General features: G+C 62.5%; 15 protein-coding genes and 3 pseudogenes. 6 read left to right on the top strand and 12 right to left on the bottom strand.

All coding sequences use genetic code 11. The features are described from left to right. Positions 1–170 precede the first annotated feature (170 nt). The 6 genes from IQK56_RS04245 to IQK56_RS04220 all read right to left on the bottom strand — a co-directional run bounded on the left by IQK56_RS04245 (position 171) and on the right by IQK56_RS04220 (position 4,350). Positions 171–2,213, bottom strand: coding sequence for a TonB-dependent copper receptor (locus tag IQK56_RS04245; protein ID WP_193862051.1), 2,043 nt, complete (start codon positions 2,211–2,213; stop codon positions 171–173). Positions 2,214–2,306: 93 nt separating this feature from the next. Then, on the bottom strand, positions 2,307–2,720 hold the full coding sequence (locus IQK56_RS04240) for a DUF2946 domain-containing protein (RefSeq protein WP_122309249.1): 414 nt from the start codon (positions 2,718–2,720) through the stop codon (positions 2,307–2,309). A 10-nt stretch (positions 2,721–2,730) separates the two neighbouring features. Beyond that, on the bottom strand, positions 2,731–3,213 hold the full coding sequence (locus IQK56_RS04235) for a copper chaperone PCu(A)C (protein ID WP_150760921.1): 483 nt from the start codon (positions 3,211–3,213) through the stop codon (positions 2,731–2,733). A gap of 47 nt (positions 3,214–3,260) precedes the next feature. After that, complete coding sequence (locus IQK56_RS04230; protein ID WP_193862052.1) at positions 3,261–3,656, bottom strand: DUF2946 domain-containing protein; 396 nt, start codon at positions 3,654–3,656, stop codon at positions 3,261–3,263. Positions 3,657–3,753: 97 nt separating this feature from the next. Next, a complete protein-coding gene (locus tag IQK56_RS04225; RefSeq protein WP_150674961.1) occupies positions 3,754–4,044 on the bottom strand; it encodes an addiction module antidote protein in 291 nt (96 codons plus the stop codon). Positions 4,045–4,047: 3 nt separating this feature from the next. Further along, positions 4,048–4,350, bottom strand: a complete 303-nt coding sequence (locus IQK56_RS04220; protein WP_150674962.1) for a type II toxin-antitoxin system RelE/ParE family toxin — start codon at positions 4,348–4,350, stop codon at positions 4,048–4,050. A 524-nt stretch (positions 4,351–4,874) separates the two neighbouring features. Between IQK56_RS04220 and IQK56_RS31660 the strand changes: the two are divergent. Next, positions 4,875–5,051: pseudogene (locus tag IQK56_RS31660) on the top strand (DUF6124 family protein); the annotation flags it as partial. On the opposite strand, the gene IQK56_RS04215 reads toward IQK56_RS31660, so the two are convergent. Then, on the bottom strand, positions 5,048–5,767 hold the full coding sequence (locus IQK56_RS04215; protein WP_193862053.1) for a cobalt-precorrin-6A reductase: 720 nt from the start codon (positions 5,765–5,767) through the stop codon (positions 5,048–5,050). The pseudogene IQK56_RS31660 and the gene IQK56_RS04215 sit on opposite strands and share 4 nt — an antisense overlap. After that, the gene (cbiE, locus tag IQK56_RS04210) at positions 5,764–6,969 is read right to left on the bottom strand and encodes a precorrin-6y C5,15-methyltransferase (decarboxylating) subunit CbiE (RefSeq protein WP_193862054.1); all 1,206 of its coding nucleotides are present in this window, start codon (positions 6,967–6,969) and stop codon (positions 5,764–5,766) included. Before cbiE ends, IQK56_RS04215 begins: the two co-directional genes overlap by 4 nt. 95 nt (positions 6,970–7,064) lie before the next feature. Between cbiE and cobG the strand changes: the two are divergent. The 5 genes and pseudogenes from cobG to IQK56_RS04185 all read left to right on the top strand — a co-directional run bounded on the left by cobG (position 7,065) and on the right by IQK56_RS04185 (position 12,359). Further along, positions 7,065–8,353 (top strand): annotated as a pseudogene (cobG, locus tag IQK56_RS04205) (precorrin-3B synthase). Then, positions 8,346–8,972, top strand: coding sequence for a precorrin-8X methylmutase (locus IQK56_RS04200; protein ID WP_099583613.1), 627 nt, complete (start codon positions 8,346–8,348; stop codon positions 8,970–8,972). The pseudogene cobG and the gene IQK56_RS04200 overlap by 8 nt, the downstream one beginning before the upstream one ends. Further along, on the top strand, positions 8,972–9,703 hold the full coding sequence (locus tag IQK56_RS04195) for a precorrin-2 C(20)-methyltransferase (protein WP_122309265.1): 732 nt from the start codon (positions 8,972–8,974) through the stop codon (positions 9,701–9,703). The genes IQK56_RS04200 and IQK56_RS04195 overlap by 1 nt, the downstream gene beginning before the upstream one ends. After that, the gene (gene cobJ / locus IQK56_RS04190; protein WP_193862055.1) at positions 9,703–11,340 is read left to right on the top strand and encodes a precorrin-3B C(17)-methyltransferase; all 1,638 of its coding nucleotides are present in this window, start codon (positions 9,703–9,705) and stop codon (positions 11,338–11,340) included. The genes IQK56_RS04195 and cobJ overlap by 1 nt, the downstream gene beginning before the upstream one ends. A gap of 236 nt (positions 11,341–11,576) precedes the next feature. Beyond that, on the top strand, positions 11,577–12,359 hold the full coding sequence (locus IQK56_RS04185; RefSeq protein ID WP_122309269.1) for a hypothetical protein: 783 nt from the start codon (positions 11,577–11,579) through the stop codon (positions 12,357–12,359). Here the strand turns inward: IQK56_RS04185 and IQK56_RS04180 are convergent. The 4 genes and pseudogenes from IQK56_RS04180 to purH form a co-directional block, all read right to left on the bottom strand. After that, on the bottom strand, positions 12,356–12,952 hold the full coding sequence (locus tag IQK56_RS04180; RefSeq protein ID WP_003217330.1) for a MarC family protein: 597 nt from the start codon (positions 12,950–12,952) through the stop codon (positions 12,356–12,358). The two genes, IQK56_RS04185 and IQK56_RS04180, sit on opposite strands and share 4 nt — an antisense overlap. Positions 12,953–13,008: 56 nt before the next feature. Continuing rightward, on the bottom strand, positions 13,009–15,780 hold the full coding sequence (locus IQK56_RS04175; protein WP_193862056.1) for a response regulator: 2,772 nt from the start codon (positions 15,778–15,780) through the stop codon (positions 13,009–13,011). Positions 15,781–15,883: 103 nt separating this feature from the next. After that, positions 15,884–17,176, bottom strand: a complete 1,293-nt coding sequence (gene purD / locus IQK56_RS04170; RefSeq protein WP_150674968.1) for a phosphoribosylamine--glycine ligase — start codon at positions 17,174–17,176, stop codon at positions 15,884–15,886. 148 nt (positions 17,177–17,324) lie between these two features. Continuing rightward, positions 17,325–17,546, bottom strand: a pseudogene (purH, locus tag IQK56_RS04165) (bifunctional phosphoribosylaminoimidazolecarboxamide formyltransferase/IMP cyclohydrolase); the annotation flags it as partial.

The following is a 17,546-nucleotide window of genomic DNA, read 5'->3' as shown; positions in this document are numbered from 1 at the left end:
TTCTGAGCTGATCTACCAGGCAATGCGAGGGCCAAAGGTGGGAGGGGGCTTGCCCCCGATAGCGGAGTATCAATCACCTGATGAATGACTGAAACACCGCCATCGGGGGCAAGCCCCTCCCACATGTGGAATGCATTCCAACTGTGGGAGTGGGCTTGCCCCCGATGCTTTTAGAAGCTCATGTCGACTTTGGTCCAGAGCGTGCGCCCCGGCTCCTTGATGGCTTGCGGGTCGTTGGCCGGGTAGCCGAAGCCGGCGTTGCCCGCCAGGTTTAAATGCTCGGCATAGGCCTTGCCGAACAGGTTGTCGACGCCGGTGCTGACCTTGACGTTTTTGGTGATGCGGTAGGCGCCGTTCAGCGAGAACACGCCAAAGCCGCCGCTCTTGTCGTAGTCCTTGCCGACCACGTTGCCCTTGTTCTGATCAATGCGGTTTTGCGCGGCGACTACGCGCCACAGCGCGCCGGCGCTCCAGTCGTCCTCGCTGTAGGTCAGGCCCAGGCGTGCATCCAGTGGCGGCATTTGTGGCAGGGCCTTGCCGTCGCTGCTGTTCTTGCCCCAGGCGTAGGCGAGGGTGGCGTCCGCCTTCCAGTTTGGCGTCAGCTTGTACGCCGCGCCGAGTTCACCGCCCATGATGCGAGCGTCGACGTTGCGTGCCTGGGAGGTGGTGCCCATCATGCCGGGCCGGTAGTCGAACAGGATGAAGTCACGTACCTGGCCGATGTAGCCCGAGGCCCAGGCTTCAAGGTTGTCGGCTTTGTATTGCGCGCCGAAATCGAGTTGGGTGGTCTTCTCCGGTTTCACGCCGTCGAAGGCATTCACCGAACCGACCGCGCCGGTGTTGGGGGAGAACAACTCCCAGTAATCCGGGAAGCGCTGCGTGTGGCCCAAGCCTGCGTATAGGGTGGTGGGGCTGTCGGCCAGGTCGTGTTCGTAGCGCATGAAACCCGAGGGCAACGTGTCGGCGCGGGTTTCGTTGGCGGTGGCGCTGGTCTGGCGAAAATCCTTGGCCGAGGCGCGGTCCAGGCGTGCGCCGGTGATCAGTCGATCACGGTCGGCGGCGTACCAGGTCAGTTCGCCGAACACGCCGTAGTTGTGGAAGTTGGCGTCCTTGGTCTTGGGCAACGCCTTGTAGGTGTCGATGCCCATGCTGCTGCGCTGGCGGTGTTCGTTGGTCTGCGCGTCCAGGCCGCCGATCAACTGCAGGTCGGCCCAGCGCCAGGTGGCCTTGATCCGCGCACCGAGGGTACGCCGGTCGACGTTGGAGGCCATCGGCCCGGCCATCATCCCGGTGCCCGACGGCGTGCGCAGGCTGTAGTTGTCCATCACATGGTCGGCGTAGTTGTAGTAGACCTGCGCCTCGACCTTATCCAGCACCTCACCGAGATTGGATTTCTCGAAGCGCAGCCCCAGGCTTTCGCGCAGGAACTGCGAGCCGTCCATGCCGCGCCCGGCGTAGCGCGCTTCGCCATCGCCACGACCGGCGGTGAGTTCCAGCAGGGTGTCGGCGTCGGGGGTGAAACCCACGGCCACGTCGCCGTTCCACTTGTCGTAGCGCGAGGCGACTGTGTCGTTGTTGCCGTCCTTGTAATCGTCGGCATGGGCCTGGTTGCCGATCACCCGCACATAGCCCAGCGGCCCGCCGGCGGCGGCATCGATGACCTTGTCGAAGCGGCCATTGGAGCCAGCCAGCACGCTCGCGTTGAGCCGTGTGCCCAACTCACCGAAGTGTTCGGGCTCGCGATCGAACAGGATCGTGCCGGCCGAGGCACCTGGGCCCCAGAGTACGGTTTGCGGGCCTTTGATCACGGTGAGCGTGTCGTAGGTCTCCGGGGAAATATACGACGTGGGCGCATCCATGCGGCCGGGGCAGGCGCCGAGCATCATGCTGCCATTGGTGAGGATATTCAGGCGCGAGCCGAACATGCCGCGCAGCACCGGGTCGCCATTGGTGCCGCCATTGCGCACCAGGGCGAAGCCGGGGATGGTCTTGAGGTAGTCGCCGCCATCGCTGGCGGGCACCGGTTGGCGTGGGTCTTTCGGGTTGGTGATTACGGTCAGCGGCGAACTGGGCGCAATCGCGGTGATCACCGTGGGGCTCAACTCGTGGTCGGCGTGTTCGTCGGCCTGAGCATGGGTGGCGAGCAATGCGCCGCACAGGGCGGCGAGCACGGGGGTACATCCCAAACGGGTGTCAGCAGAAAACCTGGACATGACAAATTCCATCAATCAATCGTAAACAACACGGCCAGCAGCCTGCGGCTGTCTGTCTAAAGTCGGCCGGGGTGAAGTAACGGTGCTTGGTGTTTACGAGGCGATGGGCGGCGCACGGCTGCGGGCGCCGGGGAAGATGCTCTGCCGGGCATGGCCCAGGCGCGTGGCGGGGGTGAGGGCGGTGGCCGGCGGCGGGGAACCGAGGGCTACGAATGAAACGCTGCCGGGCAGGGCGGGGCAACTGAACAGCAGGTCGCAGTAACCGCACTTGGCCCAGAGCGCGTGATGGTCGTCGGGGGCTTTAGGGTGATGGGATTCGCCGTGGTCGCCCGACATGTCCATATCCATGGACATGCTCATCGGCATCGACATACCGGCGTGATGATCCATCGGCATCGCTTGGGAAATCAGCGGACCGATAAAGATCATCAGCATGGCGAACAGGCTGATCCAACTGCCGCGCTTCACGCGGTGATGTGGAGAGAGCCTGGCGCGGGGGGCGCCCATCAAGGTTGGCTTACTGGGCGTGCATATGCTCGTGGCCGGCCATCGGCGGTGTTTTCTGCACCGACACTTCTACTTCAACCTTGCCGGCTTTTTCGAAGGTCAGGGTCAGCGGGAACTGTTTGCCATCGGCCAGCAGGCTGCGGTCCTTGAGGCCCAGCAACATCACGTGATACGCCATGGGCGCGAAGGTCAAGTCACCCTTGGCCGGTACGGCAACGCTGGGGACTTGCTGCATCTTCATCAAATCGCCTTGCATCACATGTTCATGCAGCTCGGCCTTGTCGGCCACGGGTGTGTCGACACTGAGCAGGCGGTCCGGGGTAGCGCCGGTGTTATGAATCACAAAGTACGCTGCAACAGTCGGCGCATTCGGCGGCAATTCCTGGGACCAGGGATCGCTGACCAGCAGGTCGCCGGCCTTGTAGTCCTCGGCATTGGCGGCACTGAACACCGGCAACAGCAACGCGGCCAGAAGCAGGGAAGATTTGAGCATGGCAGTTCTCCAGAACGGTTCTAAACGCAGTTCACTTGCGAAGAAGATCAGACCGTTGGAGAGGCGCGGGGGTTAAGGCTCGGCCATTGCTGGCGCGGGGTAGGGGGTTGCAGTGGGGGCTGTGGCTGACGCGGTATCGCGTCAAATCGCGTGAGATACAACTGCGGCACATGCCCTGGCAACGCCACCAACGGCGCCGAGCCGGAGCAACACCAGCAATGCTGCATGGTGGAATGATCATCCTGCTGCGGCGCTGGAATCTCCAGCTGGCCCAGGGCGATGGTCTTGAGGCTGGCGCCATTGGACGAACAGAAACTGCCCCACATCAGCCGCTTGACCGGATCGTCGGTCTGCTGCATCGCACCGGCCATTGGCATGGCAAACGCGTTGAACAGCACTGCAAGGCAGGCTATCCAGGCAATTGCAAAGCGTTGACGGGCCATGGCGGACAATCCGTAGGGTTAAACGATCAGGCGGGTATTTAGCCTGATCGGGGGGGATAAGTAAAAAGCGGCGGTGTGGTTTGGTGTCGCAGCATGATCACACCGCCGTGGCGTGAAGCTTGAGGCCCAACGCTTTCATGACTTTCATGATAGTCGCGAACTCTGGATTGCCAGTGCTGGAGAGGGCTTTATATAAGCTTTCGCGTCCGAGGCCGGCGTCGCGAGCAATTTGGGTCATGCCTTGGGCGCGGGCGATATCATTAAGAGCGGTACGAATCAAAAGACCATCGCCTGCATCGTCTTCAAAGCAAGTCTCCAGATATGCAGCCATTTCCAAAGGGGTTTTCAAATATTTTGCCGCGTCAAAGCGGGTAAAAGATTCGCTCATAAGTCACTCCTTACTGCCGAGATTTAGTGCCATTTGTTTTGCACGCGTGATGTCCCGGCTTTGTGTTGATTTGTCACCACCGATCAGCAACAGATAAACCACCTTATTTCTACGAGTGAAGTAAACGCGATACCCAGGACCGTAATGGATTCGCATCTCGGACACCCCATCACCTACGGGCTCACAGTCACCGAAGTTTCCGGCTTCAGCCATTCGTATTCTCTTCACAACCCGCACTTTTGCGAATGGATCCCGAACGGCCTCCAGCCATTTGACAAACTCAATGGTTTCATTGAAAACAATCATCTCGGATCGTATTCCTTGGGATACAGAATGGCAAGTTGCGACGCGCTGCAAAAGCAGGCATCCCCATCGCGGATGGCTGACGCGAAACCGCGAGCGGGGAGGTTAGGCCGACGGCTTTTGGCTGAGCCAGCCAGCCTGTTCGGAAGTATTTGTAGGGGGATTCGCCTTTCGACGGTCAAGCCTGATAGATGGACGTCCGGTTGGCTATTCGTCTAAAAAGAAATTTCCGACAAGCCTTTGAGGTTGTCCCTAGGACGCTCGATCTCTAGTCTCCTTGCACCGCTGCAAACGCAGCGGACGGGCGTCGCGGCCCGGGTTTCTTCAGACGCAAAAGCGTCATCGTTTCCTTTCAGTTGGCGCTTTTTTATCGTCTACTGTGCGGCGTTATGGTGGCTGTGCGTGGGATACCTTCGGGTATGCCGATGTTCTGGAGAGTCGGTCCGCGAACCTGCGTACAGCTGCCACCCCCCATCGCGTCGCGGCGATCAGTGGCAGCTCCTTTTTACTTCTCCGGAGCTTCACACATGATCAAACCCACCCCAAATCCCCCCGTCCGGCTGTTCACCGTGGCCGATGGCATCAGCACCGAAGACCTGCTGGTCAACCTCAGCGAAACACTCGCGTCGGCCAATGCGCTGAGTTGCGACCTGGCGTTTGACCTGGAAGGTCCGAAACGAGAGGAATTGCTTGGCGTTGTTCAGGGCGATTGGATTGCCTGCAAGGCCGCCGCCACCGTGGCGAACTCCCGATCCACCGCCGCCAGTACCGGCCGCTTCAACACCAGCACCGGCACTCCACGCTCCCGCGCCACTTCCAGCTTCGGCTCGGTCGCCGTGCTGCCGCTGTTCTTGCTGATCAGCACATCAATGCCACGTCGTTCAAACAACTCCCGCTCGTCTTCGATCAAAAACGGCCCACGTGCGCCGATTACTTCACAGCGCTCATTGCCCGGGTACACATCCAGTGCCCGCAACGTCCAGAACTGGTCGCAGGGGATTTCATCGAGGTGCTGCAACGGCTCTCGGCCCAACGTGAACAGCGGTCGCTTGAAGGGTTTCAAGGCTTCAATCAGCTCGGCCCAATCACCGACCTCACGCCAATCATCCCCGGCCTGGGGTTGCCACGCCGGGCGACGCAATGCCCAGCACGGCACACCGCTCAACTGTGCCGCCTCGGCGGCATTGCGGCTGATCTGCGCGGCATACGGATGGGTTGCGTCGAGAATCAGGCTGATCCCCTCATCTCGAATAAACTGCGCCAACCCCTCAGCGCCACCATAACCACCGACCCGCACTTGGCAGGTCAGATCGCTCGGCACGCGCCCAACACCAGCCAGGCTGTAGATATGTTCCGGGCCCAATGTACGGGCGATGGCCAGCGCTTCCGTCACGCCGCCCAGCAGCAGAATCCGTTTCATCGCGGCTTGACCACGTCCAGCAAGGTGATCGGCAATGCCTGGCGCCACGTATCGAACTCCCCCAACGGCTGGGCCTGCGCTACGTGAATGCGCGTCAGTTCACCGCCATGTTGAGCGCGCCAGTTCATCAAGGTGATTTCGCTTTGCAGGGTCACGGCGTTGGCCACCAATCGTCCACCGGGCCGCAGGTGCTGCCAGCAGGTGTCGAGTACGCCCTCACGGGTGACGCCGCCGCCGATGAAGATGGCGTCGGGTGCTGTAAGGCCGTGCAACGCTTGCGGAGCTTTGCCACGAATCAACTGCAAGCCGGGCACGCCGAGGGCGTCACGGTTGTGTTCGATCAGGCCTTGGCGGCCCTCGTCTGCTTCAATCGCCAGGGCGCGGCAGCTCGGGTGCGCACGCATCCATTCGATACCGATTGAGCCACTGCCCGCGCCCACGTCCCACAGCAGTTCGCCGGGCATAGGGGCGAGGCGGGCGAGGGTCATGGCGCGTACATCGCGCTTGGTCAGTTGGCCGTCGTGCTGGAAGGCGGAATCGGGCAAGCCAGCGAGGCGCGACAGACGTGGTGTGTCGCTGGAGGCCAGGCAGTCGATGGCGACCAGGTTCAAGTCGGCAACCGAGGCGTGTTGCCAATCCTGCGCCAAACCGTCGATGCGCCGTTCCTCCGCGCCGCCCAGGTGTTCAAATACCGTCAATCGGCTGGGCCCGAACCCGGATTCAGCCAACAACGAAGCAACCAACGCCGGGCTGCCGCCGTCATTACTCAGCACCAATAAGCGCACGCCCGTGGCCAGATGCGCATTGATCGCCGCCACTGGCCGGGCGACCACGGACAGCGTCACCACCTCCTGCAACGGCCAGCCCAACCGCGCTGCCGCCAACGACACCGACGACGGTGCCGGCAAAATCAGCAGTTCTTCGGCCACCACCTGCCGCGCCAGACTGGCTCCCACGCCATAGAACATCGGGTCGCCGCTGGCCAGCACACACACCGGCGTGCCGCGCTGCGTCAGCACCGGGTCCAGGGAAAACGGACTCGGCCACAACTGGCGCTCACCGCGAATACACACCGGCAACAGGTCCAACTGGCGCTGAGCACCTATAATCCGCGTGGCGCGCAACAGGGCATGCCGGGCATTTCTGCCCAGGCCCTTGAAGCCGTCTTCACCGATGCCTACAACCGTCAGCCAGGGCGACATATCAATTCCTTGAACGACATCCGACGGGCAGGCTTTTCATGCCGCCGGACAAAGCAGGCATAATACCGCGCCTTTACCTGTGAACCGGTAGCCCCGTGAACCCAACGCCCACTCTGAATACCTTGCGCCCCTCGGCTTGTCCGGGGTTGCTGCGTATTGTCCAGGCGTTGGATGGCGGTATCTGCCGGATCAAATTGGCCGGTGGCTCGATCACCAGCGCGCAAGCCGACGCAGTGGCCGAAGCCGCCCAGGCCTATGCCGGCGGGGTGATCGAGGCGACCAACCGCGGCAATCTGCAAATACGTGGGATGGCGCCGGGCCGGATGGGCTGATTGCCAGGCTGCTGGCCGCAGGCCTGGGCCCGAGCAACGCTGGCGGTGACGACGTACGCAACCTGATGCTCAGCCCCAGCGCCGGTATCGACCCGCAGATGCTGTTCGACACTCGCCCGCTGGCCGGGCAGATCCTCGCCACCCTGCAAAACCATCCGCGTTTCCATGAGCTGTCGGCCAAGTTCGCCGTGCAGTTGGATGGCGGCGAGGATCTGGCGATGCTCGAACATCATCACGATCTGTGGCTGTCGGCGTTCGTGCGCAATGGCGAGACGCTGCTCGCGTTCGGCCTGGCCGGCTGTCCGGGGCTGGATGCGCCATTGGCCGCGGTGCCACTGGAGCAGGGCCACGCACTGGTGGTTGCGGTGCTGGACGCCTTTCTCGACCTCGCCACTCCAGAACAAACGCGCATGCGCCATTTGCCTGTGGATAACTTACTGAGCCATCTGCGCCTGCCGCTGCTGCCGGTCGACGGCTTCAAACGCCTGCCCAGTGGCGCCTTGCTGCACCTGGGAACTTATCCACAGGTGCAGAAGAATCAGTTCTACGTCGCTGCCGTCGCCCCTTTGGGTCGCCTGGATCCGACGATGCTCAGGGGCGCCGCACAACTCGCTCGCGACTTTGGTGACGCCACCTTGCGTTTCACCCCCTGGCAAGGCGTGCTGTTGCCCAACATCGAAAAACCTCACGCCGTGAGCGAACGCCTGGCGCAACTGGGCTTTCTCTGTTCCATCGACCAACCCCTTGCGCGCCTCACCGCCTGCACCGGCTCCAGCGGCTGCGCCAAGGCACTGGCCGACACCAAGGCCGACGCCCTGCAACTGGCCGCGCTGCACCCCGGGCATGACGTGCACCTGACAGGCTGCCCACGTTCCTGCGCCGCCGCGCACACCGCGCCAGTCACCTTGCTGGCGGTGAGCCCAGGCCACTACGACCTCTATTTTCGCGATGCAGCCCACCCAGGTTTCGGCTGGCTGCACGCACGCACTCTTTCCATTGAAGCGGCGGGCGCCCTGTTGCGCGCTTGTCCACGGAGCAACACCGATGATTGATTACATCCGCGACGGTCAGGAGATCTATCGCAACTCCTTCGCCATTATTCGAGCGGAAGCCAAGTTGGACCGCATCCCGGCCGATCTGGAAAAACTCGCGGTGCGGGTGATTCATGCCTGCGGCATGGTCGATGCCATCGACGGCCTGCAATTCTCCGAAGGTGCGGGCAAGGCAGGGCGCGATGCGCTGGCCGCTGGCGCGCCGATTCTGTGTGATGCGCGGATGGTCTCCGAAGGCGTGACGCGCACGCGCCTGCCGGCCAACAACGCGGTGATCTGCACCCTGCGCGACGACAGCGTGCCGGAACTGGCGCGGGAGCTGGGCAATACCCGCTCCGCTGCCGCCCTGGAGCTGTGGCGCCCGCACCTGGAAGGCAGTGTGGTGGTGATCGGCAATGCGCCGACCGCGTTGTTCTACCTGCTGGAAATGCTCGATGCGGGCGCGCCGAAACCGGCGTTGATCCTTGGTTTCCCGGTAGGTTTTGTCGGCGCCGCCGAATCCAAGGCGATGCTGGCCGCCGACAGCCGCGGCGTGCCGTTCGTGATCATGCAAGGCCGCCTGGGCGGCAGCGCCATGGCCGCCGCAGCGGTCAATGCGCTCGCCACGGAGGTGGAATGATGCAGGCACGCGGACGTTTGATCGGCCTGGGCGTGGGCCCCGGCGACCCGGAACTGATCACCCTCAAGGCCCTGCGCCTGCTGCGTGAATCGCCGGTGGTGGCGTACTTCGTGGCCAAGGGCAAGAAGGGCAACGCCTTTGGCATCATCGAGGACCATCTGGTGGCGCAGCAGACCCTGATGCCGCTGGTGTACCCGGTGACCACCGAGGCTTTGCCGGCGCCGCTGTCCTACGAGCAAGTGATCAGCGATTTTTATGACACCGCCAGCGTCGACGTGGCCGCGCACCTGGACGCCGGCCGCGATGTGGCGGTGATCTGCGAAGGTGACCCGTTCTTCTACGGTTCCTATATGTACCTGCACGACCGTTTGGCCGAGCGCTACGAAGCTCAGGTTATTCCGGGTGTGTGCTCGATGCTCGGCGGCGCTTCGGTGCTGGGCGCACCGTTGGTGTATCGCAACCAGAGCCTGTCGGTGCTGTCGGGCGTGTTGCCTCACGATGACCTCAAGCGCCGCCTGGCAGATGCCGACGCGGCAGTAATCATGAAACTGGGTCGCAACTTCCACAAGGTGCGCCAGGTGTTGGAAGAACTCGGCCTGGCCGAGCGCGCACTGTATGTGGAGCGCGCCACCATGGCCAATCAGAAGATCGTGCCGCTGGATCAGGTCGACCCGTCGTCGTCACCGTACTTCTCGCTGATCATCGTGCCCGGTGAACGGTGGCAAGGGTGATGACTCCGGCGATTGTCATCCTCGGCCAGGGCAGCCTGGCGACCGCGCGCAAGATCCAGCAGGTTTACCCTGGCGCCGTGATCCACGGCTTGGCCGGGCGGGTTGAAGGCGCGGACCAGGCTTACAGCGACTTCGGCGCCACCCTGCGTCAGTTGTATCAGCACGGCACGCCGCTGATTGCCCTGTGCGCGGCCGGTATCGTCATCCGCACCTTGGCTGCACTGCTGCTGGAAAAAGGCGAAGAGCCGGCCGTGCTGGCCGTTGCCGAAGATGGCAGTGCCGTGGTGCCGTTGCTCGGCGGCCTGGGTGGCGTGAACGTGATGGCGCGGGACATCGCGGCCGCACTTAATGTCGCCGCTGCGATCACCACCAGTGGCGAGCTGCGTTTCGGCACCTGCCTGCTCAACCCGCCGGCCGGTTATGAGTTGGCGGATCTGGAGCTGGGCAAGCGCTTCGTCTCCGACCTGCTGGCCGGCGAAAGCGTACGTATCGAAGGTGCGGCGCCGTGGCTGGATCAAGCGAATTTGCCCCAGGACCAGCAAGCGCGCCTGGCGATTCACGTAGGCAGCGCCGAGCGCGTGCCGGCTGCCAATGAATTGCTGATCTATCCGAAGACGGTGTCAGTCACCTGCAAACCGGGTGTGGAGTTGGCTGCGCGGGTGCGAGCAGCGTTGCATGACGCAGGTATCGCTGTGCAATCCCTGGCGTGCCTGCTGGCCAGCGACACGCAGATGGCCGAGGCGTCGCTGCATGACGCCGCGTCGGCATTGGCGGTGCCGCTGCGTTTCGCCAGCGTGACCCAGGATGCCGACATCGTGATTGACGTCGCCGAGCAGCCGTTGGACCTGTCGCAGCTGGGTCGCACGCGTGGCCGCCTCGCCGTGATCGGCCTCGGCCCCGGCGCCGCCGAATTGATGGTGCCGGCGGTGAAGGCCGAACTGGCGCGCTGCACCGATGTGTTGGGCTATGAAACCTACGTGCGCATGGCCGGGCCATTTCGCGACGATCAGATTCAGCACTGCACCGACAACCGTGAAGAAATGCAACGCGCACGCCATGCCTTCGAACTGGCCGCCCAAGGACGTTCGGTGGTGGTGGTGTCGTCCGGTGACCCTGGCGTGTTCGCCATGGCGGCGGCGGTGATCGAGGCGTTGCACGAGTCCAGCGATCCGACCTGGCATCAGGTCGACCTGGAAATCCTGCCAGGTGTCTCGGCCTCCCTGGCCACCGCTGCCCAGGCGGGCGCGCCGCTGGGGCATGACTTCTGCGTGATGTCGCTGTCGGACAACCTCAAGCCGTGGTCGATCATCGAAAAACGCCTGGACCTCGCGTCCCAGGCCGACCTGGCCCTGGCGTTCTATAACCCGATTTCGCGGTCACGGCCGTGGCAGTTGGGCCGTGCCCTGGAAATCGTCGCGTTGCACCGCACGCCGCAAACACCGGTGGTGCTGGGCCGCGATATCGGGCGACCGGGTCAGACCTTGCGTGTCACTACCCTGGGGCAACTCACCCCGGACCAGGTGGACATGCGCACCATGGTGCTGATCGGCTCGTCCACCACATGCACATTCCCGCGAGCCGGTGGTGGTGAATGGGTCTATACGCCACGCTGGTATGGTGAGAAACCCCTCTCCTGAAAATAGCCTGTTGGCTGCCAGAAAGCTCCGAATAACACAGGGATTGCTCTGCTGTTGTTCGGGGCTTTTTCTTTTTTGTGCGACGAAAAGCCGAAGGCTCGCAGGTGTCCCGTGTGATTGCTGGGCGCTGGTTTCAGGTGTGTCTTGCCAAGGGATGTTTGTCGTCTGGAAAGCGCATCGGCCACTGGACTAGTGTGCAGGTAAGCCCCATGTGGGGTGCTTGTGGAGAACCGAAAATGGAGCGACATCACAGAAGGATCAACAGCACAAAACGGCGCAAGTTGATTGCCGCCTACACATTACCGAGGGCACCTGGCGCGCAGCCCTCATTGCCGCCGCTCGACACGGGAGACGACTGCAACGCGGCAGTGGTCAACAACAGCGTGATGTCGTTCGCCGAGGGGCTGTCTGGCCTGAACCGGGAATACATCCGCAAAAGCTACCTGTTGGCCAGCAGCTACGTCAGCGATGTCTTGAAGATCCCACGGGGTAGCGAGGCCTGGTACGACGAATTTATCAAGGTGATGATCAGCCTGGGCTGGCTGCCGGTGCGCAGCCGTTTCGAGCGGGTTTCACATTCGGGCAAGGGCCTGTCGGTGCAGCTGGCAGCCCTGAACATCATCGCCACGATGCTGGCGTCGATGTCGGTTTCGGGGCCACTGGTCGCAGCGCTGCCGAAACTGGCGGCCGATGCGTTGGAGGCCATGAAGCAGCAACCGGCGTCCTTCGAGTTGTTCAAGCGTAACAGCACGGTGCACCAGGGCGGTGATTTCGGCCTGGCGTCCTGTGTCGAAGCGGCCGGCGAATTGACAATGGTGCTGGTGACCTACAGCACCCAGAGCGTGAGCAAGCAGGTGGGATTGCCGTTCCTTGAGTGGGACAGTGCTTCGGTCGAGGCCTTCAGCGGGCAGACCTGCCTGGTGCTGAGTACCTCGGTGGTCAACGAAAAAACCATCCAATTGATGCGCGAGAGTGCGGGCGACAAGGTGCAGTCGGCGATTGCCAAGTACCGGATCTAAGGCACCAGATAACCCCGCACACCGGTAAAGATAATTTGCGCGGCGAGGGCGCACACAAACAGGCCCATCAACCGGCTGACAATCTGCAAGCCCTGGTCCCCGAGAATCCGTTCGATACGGTTGGACAGATACAGCACCACGCCAACCGTGAGGCTGGCCAGGGCGATGCTGAGGATGGCGGTGATCTTGTCATCCCAGTGCGGCTGGCTGACGCCCATCACCAACAACGCACCGATGGTGCCGGGGCCGACGGTGAGGGGAATGGTCAGCGGTACGATGGTCACGTCCTGCTGCACGTTGTCGGTCTGCACGGCTGACTTGCCTTGGGCCATGCCCAGTGCCGAGATAAACAACACACTGCCAGCGCCGATGCGAAACGCATCCACCGTGATCCCGAACACACTGAAAATCACCCGGCCGAACAGGTAGAGCAGCACACTCGACACCAGGGTCGCCAACGCTACCTTCCACGCCAGGCGCCGGCGTTCTTTGCTGGAGTAGCCACGGGTCAGGCTGATAAAGCAGGACAGCACGAAGAACGGGCTGTAGAGCACCAGCATTTTCAGGTAGACGCTGAATAACACGTGGAGCATGGAGGTGGCTCGCGGCAGGAAAAGTGGGGAGAGTCTATCAGGCGGTACGCTCCAGGTCAGGAAGGCGCGTGCTCCGCCCGCTGCTGACGCTGCGCCACCCAGAACTCCACCAGCTCACGCAACTGCGACAACTCCACCGGCTTGGCCATATGCCCATCCATCCCGGCCTGGCGTGCGCGTTCTTTATGTTCTGAAAGGATATGCGCCGTGAGCGCCACCACCGGTGTGCGAATGCGCTGGTGGCTGACTTCCCAGGCCCGTAACTGCTGGGTGGCCGAGAAGCCATCGAGGATCGGCATTTCACAGTCCATCAGTACCAGGTCGTAACGCTGGGCCTTCATCGCCTCCAGCGCTTCTTCGCCGTTGCTGGCGGTGTCCGGATTGAGGTTGAGCTTGCCGAGCATGCCGCGAATCACTTTGGTGGAGATGCTGTTGTCTTCGGCGACCAGGATCTTGAAATCGCCGGGCACGGTAATCGCCGCCGGGGCGTTGAGCGAGACGCGGTGCGTCACGCCGCCTTTGCTGCGCTGGTTCAGCTCATCGGCCAGGGTGGTCTTGAGGGTGTAACCGGCGACCGGCTTGGCGAGGATGCGTTTGATCCCGCAGTTGCGCGCAATGATCTTGCTCGGCGCGTTGCTGATGCCGGTGAGCATGATCAGCAGGATGTCGTGGTTCAGGCTCGGGTCTTCCTTGATCTTTGCCGCCAGTTGCATGCCGGTCATGCCGGGCATGTTCTGGTCCAGCAGCACCACGTCGAAGTAATCGCGCAGGTGCGCCTTGGTGCGCAGCAAGGCCAGGGCTTCCTTGCCCGATGGCACCGCGCTGACGTTCAGGCCCCAGGCTGTGCATTGCTGCACCAGCACTTTGCGGCAGGTGTCGTTGTCGTCCACCACCAGCACACGGGCGTCCTTGAGCGGGCCATCGAGGTCGGAGGTGGGGTGTTCCAGGCGTTCCGGGTCCAGTGGCAGGGTCAGCCACAAGGTACTGCCCTGGTGACTGCCGCTCTTGATGCCGAACTCGCCGTTCATCAACAGGATCAGTTGGCGGGCGATCACCAGGCCCAGGTGGCCGCTCAGACGGGTCGCCGAGAGGAAATTCTTGCTGTGCAGTTCGCTGTGCAGCAGTGCGTCGCGCTCGGCGGCTTCCATCGGCAGACCGCTGTCCTGCACGGCAATGCGCAGGCGTGGCTTGGTGCTGCGGTCGTCCAGGGCGACCACGATCAGGACTTCGCCTTCATCGGTCTTGTGCAGGGCGTTTTCCAGCAGGCTCAGCATCGCCTGGCGCAGGCGCGTCGGGTCGCCGCTGATGACGCGCGGCACCTGGGGCTGGATAAAACTGATCAACTCGACATTCTGCTGCTCGGCCTTGGCGCGGAAGATGCTCAGGCAGTCTTCGATCAGGGCATTGAGGTCGAACTGCACGTCATCCAGTTCGATCTGCCCGGATTCAAGCTTGGAAATATCGAGAATTTCATTGATCAGTGTGAGCAGCTCGTTGCCGGCGCTGTGGATAGTCTGCACGTAGTCGCGCTGCTTCACTGACAGCGGCGTGCCCAGCAGCAACTCGGTCATGCCCAGCACGCCGTTCATGGGCGTGCGGATTTCGTGGCTGATCTTGGCCAGGAACTCGGCCTTGGCGGCGATCTCGGCATTGCTGGCGGCCAGGTCGCGGCTGAGGCTGAAACAGGCCTCGACAATCGCACGCTGGCGTTCGCCCAGGGCCAGGCTCATCAACAAGCCACTGAGGCAGATAAACGCCAGCAGCGTGATGATCAATCCCTGAGGCGACACCATCGTCAGGCCCAGCAGTGCCGGGAGGATGATCAGCGTGCCGATGTTGAACACCACCATGCCTGCCACGAACAAGCGCGCCGGGCGGTAGCCTTTCTGCCAGTGGTAAGCCGAGACAAACAGCATGCTCAGGCCGGCGAGGGCCACCAGGGCGTAGGTGATGATGTTCAGCGGCAGGGTGTTGACGAACAACAGCAGCAGGCCGCACAGCACGATAAACAGGATGTCGGCCATCAACACTTTGTTCAGCGGGTGCGGGCCCAGGGGCATGAAGAAACGATAGGCGAACATCAGCCCGCACGGTGCGGTCAGCAGCAGGGCCAGGTAGGCGCCGGGGGTCTGGATCGCATGCCAGTTCGGTAGCCATGGGCCCACCAGATTGAGCAGCAGTGCCAGGCTGAGCATCAACAGCAGTTCACAGGCCGCCAGCCATAGGCTGCTGCGCGAGCGGTGGTAAGCGAAGCGTGAGAGGTTGTGCAGGATCAGCATCAGCAGGCAGCCGAACAGCAGGCCGTAGATCAGCGTCTGGGTCTGGTCGGCGGCCGCCAGCACGGCCGGTTCCAGGGTGATATAGGGGCGCAGTTCGTGTTCCGAGACCAGGCGCAGGTAGACGTCGAGAGGCTTCTGGCTCTGGGGCATCGGCAGCATGAAATCGCTGCTGGGTAGCGGGCGTTCCGCCTGGGGCTGGCGGGCGCCGGTGCTTTGTTGCTCGACCAGGGTGTCGCCGTCCAACACATAAAGGCTCAGGTGCGACAGGTCCGGGGCGAATACCCGCAGCACTTGCTCGTGCTTGCCGGGCTGCAGCTTGAAACGTACCCACAACGCACCGTCGGGCTGCGCGGCGGTCACGCGGTCCAGTTCGATGGGGCTGAATTGATTGGTGTAGCGCGGGGAACGGATGTCGCTCAGTTGCAGGTCGGCCTGTTCATCAAGCAATACTGCCCAACCACTGCCTTGCGCAGCGGCCTGGGCCGGGAACAAGCAGAGCAGTGTCAGCAGACTGACAGTGAAACCTATGGCGATCCTGAGCCAGCGCACGGCGAAATCCCTTCGTAGGTTGATGCACGGGTTAACTATGCGCGGGGAGGCCTGTATACGGCAAGGGCCAGAGGCCCTTGCCTAACCGAACGGATAGCTAGTGTTACTGAGTTTCGCCACGTTCACGGGCAATGGCGCGGTAGCCGATGTCCGTGCGGTAGAAGCAGCCTTTCCAGTCGATCTTCTTGGCCAGTGCATAAGCCTGTTGCTGCGCAGCGTCGACACTGGCGCCCATTGCGGTAGCGCACAGTACACGACCACCGGCGGTCACAACCTTGCCATCCTTGAGCGCGGTGCCCGCATGGAACACCTTGCCTTCCAGCGTAGCAGCCGCGTCCAGGCCTTCAATCACGTCACCCTTGGCGTAGTCGGCAGGGTAACCACCCGCCGCCAGCACAATGCCGACGCTCGGGCGTGGATCCCATTGTGCTTCAACCTTGTCCAGGGCTTGCGCCAGGGCAGCTTCTACCAGCAGGACCAGGCTCGATTGCAGGCGCAGCATCACCGGTTGGGTTTCCGGGTCGCCGAAGCGGCAGTTGAACTCGATGACTTTCGGGTTGCCGGCTTTGTCGATCATCAGGCCGGCGTACAGGAAACCGGTGTACACATTGCCTTCGTCGGCCATGCCGCGCACGGTCGGCCAGATCACCAGGTCCATCACACGCTTGTGCACTTCAGCGGTGACCACCGGGGCAGGGGAGTAGGCACCCATGCCGCCGGTGTTCGGGCCGCTGTCGCCGTCGCCGACGCGTTTGTGGTCCTGGCTGGTGGCCATCGGCAGCACGTTCTTGCCATCGACCATCACGATAAAGCTGGCTTCTTCGCCATCGAGGAATTCCTCGATGACCACACGCGAACCGGCATCACCAAAGGCATTGCCGGCGAGCATGTCGCGCACGGCGTCTTCGGCTTCCTGCAAGGTCATGGCAACGATCACGCCTTTACCGGCGGCCAGGCCATCGGCCTTGATCACGATCGGTGCACCTTTTTCACGCAGGTAGGCCAGGGCCGGCTCGATCTCGGTGAAGTTCTGGTAGTCGGCAGTCGGGATCTTGTGGCGCGCCAGGAAATCCTTGGTGAAGGCTTTCGAGCCTTCCAGCTGGGCAGCGCCGGCAGTTGGGCCGAAGCAATCCAGGCCGCGGCTGCGGAACAGGTCTACGACACCGGCAACCAATGGCACTTCCGGACCGACGATGGTCAGGGAGACGTTTTTCTCGGCGAAGTCAGCCAGCTGTTCAAGGGCCAATACGTCGATGGCTACGTTTTCGCACTTGGCTTCAATGGCCGTACCGGCGTTGCCGGGGGCGACGAAAACTTTCTGGACGCGAGGGTCCTGGGCAACTTTCCAGGCCAGGGCGTGTTCACGGCCACCGCTGCCAATGATCAAAACATTCATTTCAAAAACCTCAAATTCTGTAAGGCGCTGCACGAGCGCTTTATGTGGGAGGGGGCTTGCCCCCGATAGCGGTGGTTCAGTGACAGATGTGTTGACTGATGCACCGCCATCGGGGGCAAGCCCCCTCCCACATTTGGATCGAGTTGGATCAGTGACGGAAGTGGCGCATGCCGGTGAAGACCATGGCAATGCCGGCTTCATCAGCAGCGGCAATCACTTCAGCATCACGCATCGAGCCGCCCGGTTGGATCACCGCAGTCACGCCTGCTTTTGCGGCATTGTCCAAACCGTCGCGGAACGGGAAGAACGCATCGGATGCCATCACCGAACCTACAACCTGCAGACCGGCGTGCTCAGCCTTGATCGCGGC

It is taken from the genome of Pseudomonas cyclaminis (genome assembly GCF_015163715.1).
GTDB classification, from domain to species: domain Bacteria; phylum Pseudomonadota; class Gammaproteobacteria; order Pseudomonadales; family Pseudomonadaceae; genus Aquipseudomonas; species Aquipseudomonas cyclaminis.
This window is presented reverse-complemented; position numbering and strand designations above follow the sequence as displayed.